The sequence below is a fragment of the Methylobacterium sp. WL6 genome (assembly GCF_008040095.1).
Lineage (GTDB): Bacteria > Pseudomonadota > Alphaproteobacteria > Rhizobiales > Beijerinckiaceae > Methylobacterium.
In genome coordinates, this window is the sequence record NZ_VRVH01000299.1 from 1 (window position 1) to 5,348 (window position 5,348).

Annotated in this window: 7 protein-coding genes and 1 pseudogene; 2 read left to right on the forward strand and 6 right to left on the reverse strand. The window is 71.8% G+C overall.

Features of this window, described 5'->3' with window-relative positions:
- Nucleotides 1–191: 191 nt before the first annotated feature.
- The 3 genes from FV230_RS24015 to FV230_RS24025 form a co-directional block, all read right to left on the reverse strand.
- Nucleotides 192–467: a PsiF family protein gene (locus FV230_RS24015; protein WP_147844185.1), complete on the reverse strand. Its 276-nt coding sequence runs from the start codon at nucleotides 465–467 to the stop codon at nucleotides 192–194.
- 284 nt (nucleotides 468–751) lie between these two features.
- Nucleotides 752–955, reverse strand: a complete 204-nt coding sequence (locus tag FV230_RS24020) for a hypothetical protein (protein WP_147844186.1) — start codon at nucleotides 953–955, stop codon at nucleotides 752–754.
- A gap of 170 nt (nucleotides 956–1,125) precedes the next feature.
- The gene (locus FV230_RS24025) at nucleotides 1,126–1,359 is read right to left on the reverse strand and encodes a DUF2171 domain-containing protein (RefSeq protein ID WP_147844187.1); all 234 of its coding nucleotides are present in this window, start codon (nucleotides 1,357–1,359) and stop codon (nucleotides 1,126–1,128) included.
- 195 nt (nucleotides 1,360–1,554) lie between these two features.
- Between FV230_RS24025 and FV230_RS24030 the strand changes: the two genes are divergently transcribed.
- The gene (locus FV230_RS24030; RefSeq protein WP_246694977.1) at nucleotides 1,555–2,295 is read left to right on the forward strand and encodes an SAM-dependent methyltransferase; all 741 of its coding nucleotides are present in this window, start codon (nucleotides 1,555–1,557) and stop codon (nucleotides 2,293–2,295) included.
- A gap of 78 nt (nucleotides 2,296–2,373) precedes the next feature.
- Here FV230_RS24030 and FV230_RS24035 read toward each other — a convergent pair whose 3' ends face one another.
- Both FV230_RS24035 and FV230_RS24040 read right to left on the reverse strand, forming a co-directional pair.
- Nucleotides 2,374–3,720 (reverse strand): amino acid permease, encoded by a 1,347-nt coding sequence (locus tag FV230_RS24035; RefSeq protein WP_246694978.1) that lies wholly within the window; start codon nucleotides 3,718–3,720, stop codon nucleotides 2,374–2,376.
- 243 nt (nucleotides 3,721–3,963) lie between these two features.
- Complete coding sequence (locus tag FV230_RS24040) at nucleotides 3,964–4,206, reverse strand: hypothetical protein (protein ID WP_147729487.1); 243 nt, start codon at nucleotides 4,204–4,206, stop codon at nucleotides 3,964–3,966.
- Nucleotides 4,207–4,552: 346 nt separating this feature from the next.
- Here FV230_RS24040 and FV230_RS24045 point away from each other — a divergent pair, with 346 nt between their 5' ends.
- On the forward strand, nucleotides 4,553–5,230 hold the full coding sequence (locus tag FV230_RS24045; protein WP_147844188.1) for a methyltransferase domain-containing protein: 678 nt from the start codon (nucleotides 4,553–4,555) through the stop codon (nucleotides 5,228–5,230).
- Between the two features lie 3 nt (nucleotides 5,231–5,233).
- On the opposite strand, the pseudogene FV230_RS31000 reads toward FV230_RS24045, so the two are convergent.
- Nucleotides 5,234–5,348, reverse strand: a pseudogene (locus tag FV230_RS31000) (3-deoxy-8-phosphooctulonate synthase); the annotation flags it as partial.

Genomic DNA, 5,348 nt, shown 5'->3' on the forward strand with positions numbered 1-5,348 from the left:
GGCCGGCATCGCCCTTCGGCCCGGCCGGGCCGGCGGGGCCGGGCTTCGGATCCTGGCAGCCGCCGAGGGCGAGCAGGATGCAGGCACCGAGGAGGGACAGCCGCATCCGGCCGACCTCATCACCGATGGGCAAACGTCGCGGACGCACGGTCGGCGAGAGCGGGATCAAGGCGGCGCGCCGGACGACCGGATCAGGATCGGCCGTGCTTGCACGAATTCCGGAAGGCCTTGCGCGCCTTGCCGTGCAGGCCCTGCTTGTCGGCCTGCATCGAGCATTCCTTCGATCGCGCGGTGCGATCCGCCTTCGGCGACGCGGGCTTGCTCCCCGGTGCCGTGGGATTGGCCACCGGTGCGGTGGCCGCCGACCCCGGCACCGCGCCGGGCGCGTTCGCCGTGCCCTGCGCACGTGCGGGGGCGACGAGGAGAAGGCTGCTGGCGACCAGAGAGGCGGCGAGACCGAGCTTCATGATGGTAGGCTCCCGTGAGGCGGCTGAAACGGATCCGCCCAGCCCGGCGTTCCGCCCCACACGGATCGTTGATCGACGCGTTTGCGCGGGTTCTGCGACTCCGGTCCGATTCGAACGCCATTCGGTCATTCTTCGGCAACCTGTCTGCCGCACCATGCCTTCACTGCCTCGGCAGCCAGCAGATCTGCCCGATCCGCTGCGGCGGCCCTGCCTGCCCTCTCGGGCAGGGTCGCCTCCCCGGGCCTGGCGCGACGCTCCCCCAGCCCTTCCGTCCCGATCGTCTGTCACGGCTCCGAGACTTCGGGGGCGGCGCCTTCGCCGTCCTCCGTGCCGTCGCGGCCGACCTCGGGCGGGGCTTCCTCCATCTCGGTGGTCTGCAGCCAGGTCATCAGGCGCTGCAGGCTGTCGAGGGACGGTTCCTCGGGGCGAGCGGTGGCGAGCGCCGCGCGGACTTCGCGCAGAAACGCCTCGGCATCGTCATCGGACATTGCGGCTCAACACGGTTGATGCCATTCCCGGTCGCTCATCGGAGACGATGACGGAGCCCGGCAGCGGTTGGCCGGGGGCTCGTCGCCCGTTGCGCCGAACGCCGTGGACACCGCGTTCGGGCCTGTGCGGGGACGGAACGCGACGCCCAGGCGCCGCGGATCCCATGGGGTCAGGACGTCGACCACTCGCGCTTGACCTCCTCGGCCGGCCGGTCGAGGCGGACGGTGTCGCCCTCCACCGCCTGGACGAAGTCGACCGGGATGTAGTGGTGCAGGCCCCCGGCGGCCGTGTCCTTCTTCGTCAGCTTGATCTCGCCCTTGTCGACGTGATCGACCGTGCCGACGTGGGCTCCGTCCGAGCCGACGACCTCGGCGTGTTCCTTGATCTGCGCGACGTCGACCATGCGTTTTCTCCCATAATACGGCTGTCTCAACGGGATGCGCCGCGTCGATGTTCCTCGTTCACGCTCCCGGCACAGGCCGTCGATCGGGCATGAGCTGTCGATCGGGCCGTCCTGACGCGGGCTGGCTCCGGCGGAACTGTCCCGGGCTGATGCGGTTGCGCTCATCACAGGCCTACGGACGGGGTGAGGTTCATCGTGCGCGACTGCAAGCGACCGTCACGCCGGAGCCTGCTGCGATCCGGGGGCGGCGTCGTCGCCGGCACGCTGCTCGGGATGACGGCCGTCGCGGGTGCGGAGAGCGAGGCGGGAGGGCCGGCTGTGACGGAGACGGGCCGGCGCGCGAAGTCCCTCGACACCGACTACTTCAAGGGCATGTACGCCACCGAGGCCGATCCCTGGCAGTTCGCCTCGAGCGCCTACGAGCGTGCCAAGTACCAGGCGACGCTCGCCGCCCTGCCCCGGCCCCGCTACGCGTCCGCCCTCGATGTCGGCTGCTCGATCGGGGTGTTCACGCACCAGCTCTGCCAGCGCTGCGATGCCGTGGTCGGGCTCGACGTGGTTCCCTCCGTGATCGAGGCGGCCCGCGCCCGCTGCGCCGATTGCGCGAATGCGCGCTTCCAGCTCGCCGCCGTTCCGGGGCAATGGCCCGACGGGCGGTTCGACCTGATCGTGATCTCGGAGGTGGCCTACTACCTCGACCGGGCCGATCTCGCGCGTCTCGTCGCACGGGTGGAGAACGCGGTGCTGCCCGAGGCCGACATCGTGCTGGTGCACTGGCTCGGCGTCACCCACTACCCGCTTTCCGGCGACGACGCGGCCGAAGGCTTCATCGCCGGCGCGAAGGGCTTCGCGCGGGTGCTGGCGCAGTCGCGGACCGCCGAGTACCGGCTCGACGTGCTGCGCGCGACCAAACCGGGCGCCGCCTCGACGCCGTGATCGCGCTTCGGGAACGGTGCGGGCCAGCGGTCTCGGCCGGCCTCGCGTCGCACGCATCGGCTTCGGGATCGAGCGGCCTCATCGCATCGGCGTCCGGTCCCTGCGCCGGGCCAGCCCGTCCGCGACGACGAAGAGCAGCAGGCCGGCCAGCATCAGGAGGAAGCCCGCGAGCGACTGGAGCGGTCGCGAGGCGACCAGGTGGACCAGCATGAACAGCGTGACGCCGAGGAAGATCAGCGGCGTGACCGGATAGCCCCAGGCGCGGACCGGCCGCGGCAGGTCGGGCCGGGTGATGCGCAGCCTGATCACGCCGAGGACGGTGAGGAACGAGCACAGGATCAGGCTGAACTGGATGAACTCCAGCACCGCCTCGAAGCTGCGGGTGAGGAGCAGCAGGCTCGCGACGACGGCCTGCAGCAGGGTCGCGGCCACGGGCACGCCGGTGCGGGCGCGCCGCGCGAACACGCGCAGCAAGGGCGCGTCCTCGCCCATCGCCACGGTGACGCTCGGCCCGATCCACATCATGGCGCTGATCGTCGGGATCAGGCCGAGGCAGATTAGGATGCCGACGAGCCGCCCGCCCGCCTCGCCGAACACGTGGCGCCCGCTGATCAGGGCGACCTCGATCTGCCCGGCGAGCTCCGCGGTCGGCGTCGTGTAGAGGAACACCGCGTTCAGCGCGACGTAGAGCACGAGCACGACGCCCGTCCCGACGAACAGCGCCCGCGGCAGGCTGCGCGGCGGATCGGCCAGATCCCCGACGATGTAGGTCGCCGCGTTCCAGCCCGTGTAGGCGTACATCACGAAGACGAGGCTCACCGCGAAGCTCGCGCTGAAGATCTGGCCCGGGTCGGCGGCGCTCGGCGCGAAGTCGGTCGACCCGCCCCCGCCGCCGGCGAAGCCGGCGACGATGAAGAGCACGATCAGCGCGAGCTTCAGCAGCGTGAAGCCGACCTGGATCGCATCGCCGTGGCGGCCCCCGACCAGGCGGATGGCGGTCACCCCCCAGACGACCGCGAGGCCGAGGGGCAAGGGCGGGGTCCCCGGCAGGATCGCCTGCGCATACTGGCCGAACGCCATCGCCGCGAGCGCCACCGGCGCGGCGAACCCGACCGTCGCCGAGAGCCAGCCGGCCATGAAGCCGAAGGCGGGGCCGTAGGCGCGGGTGAGGAAGTTGTACTCGCCGCTGGAGCGGGGAAACATCGCCGCCAGCTCGGCGTAGCTGAACGCCCCGCACAGGGCGACGATGCCGCCGACGAACCACAGCAGCAGCAGCGTGAAGCCGGACGTGATGTCCGTGACCTGGAAGCCGAGGCTGGTGAAGACGCCGACCCCGACCATGTCGGCGATCACTATCGACGTCGCCGCCCGGGTCGAGACGAGCGGCGCCGTTCGCGCCGCGGGTGGATCACCGATGTCGGACATGGCCGCGATCATCGCCGCGCCGACCCGCGCGATCAAGCGCGAGGGCTCGGGCACCGGATACGGCGCGGTTCCGCCCGGAGAGGGGCAGGCACCGGCCTCGGCGGATGCGGCGGCCGATCGGCGGGCACCTGCCGACGCCCGAGCAGGTCGTCGACATCGCCAGGCGCTCGGCCGCCGACCCCGCGACGCCGCGGTGACGCGCCGATGCCCGGCCGGCGCCGCGCGAGGGTCCATCCTCGGTGCTCAGCCGACGTCGAACGTCTCGATGTCCAGCGAGAGACGGGCCCGGAAGACGACCTTCCGGTGCTCGTCGCGGACCACAGCGAGGTAGTCCTGGCGTTCGGGGACGGCCGCGAAGCCCTGCGCGATCTTCGACATGATCCGGACGAGCTTCTCGCGCGCGGCATCCGCATCGGGCAGATCGAAGCCCTCGGTGTCGCGCACGAAGTGCGCGCCGTCATGCAGGTCGATGGTGAAGCGCGGCATTGCGGGACGTATCCGTGGGATTTTATCCCACGGATACGGCATCCGCTCTTCCGTGGGAATGATCGTTCGGTCGCAGGTGATGCCGATCAGGACCTCCGGTGATGGATGCCTGCTGCGAGAACCGAATGCGTGTGATGAGCGAGAAACTATCAGGGGGATGGACGGGTGAACAGGCGCGACGATTGATCTCGCGATCACGAAGCGGCGCGTTCGTAACGCCCCGACAGAACCCGCGGGCCGCTGCAGCCGGATGATCGCGGCGTTCCCGCTCGCGGCCCCGCGGCGGTTGCACCGTGCCGGCCGCCCCGCGATGGTGCTCCGGAACGCCCGGACCGGACCTTGCCCCATGGATACCCTCTCGCTCGTCCTCGACGCGTTCTCGCCGATCGCGGGGCGCCGCATCGTCGATATCGGGTGCGGCCCCGGGGCGATGTCGGCTGCGCTGGCCGGCCACGGCGCACGGGTGACGGGGATCGACCCCGGCGAAGCGGCGGTCGCCGCGGCCCGGCGCCGGGCGCCGGACTGCGCCTTCGAGATCTGCTCCGCCGAGGCCCTGCCGTTCTCCGACGGGACCTTCGGCGGCGCGGTCATCCTCAACGCCCTGCACCACGTTCCCGACCCGCGCGCGGCGCTGCACGAGGCGGCCCGCGTCGTCGCACCGGGCGGCCGGATCGTCGTGGTCGAGCCGCTGGCCGAGGGCAGCTTCTTCTCGGCGCTCAAGCCGGTCGAGGACGAGACCGCGATCCGCGCCGCGGCGCAGGCCGCCATCGCCGCAGCGATCGCGGCCGGGGCGTTCCTCTGCCTGTCCGACAGGAGGTTCGTGCGCCGCGAGGCCTTCGCCGACCGCGACGCCTTCCTCGAGCGCGTGGCGGCGGTCGATCCGGCGCGGCGTGCCGCGATCCGCGACAACGCGTCGACGATCGCCGACGCCTTCGCGGCCGCCGCCGAGACGGATGCGGGCGGGCGCCACGTCCTGTCGCAGCCGCTGCGCGCGCACGTCCTCGTGGCGGCGACGACGTCCTGAGCCTTACGCGTGCGCCTTGGCCAGCCGGTCGAAGGCCAGGAGCTCGGACACGAGCGCCGGCATGTCCCGCAGCGCCACCATGTTGGGGCCGTCGGAGGGGGCGCGATCGGGATCGGGG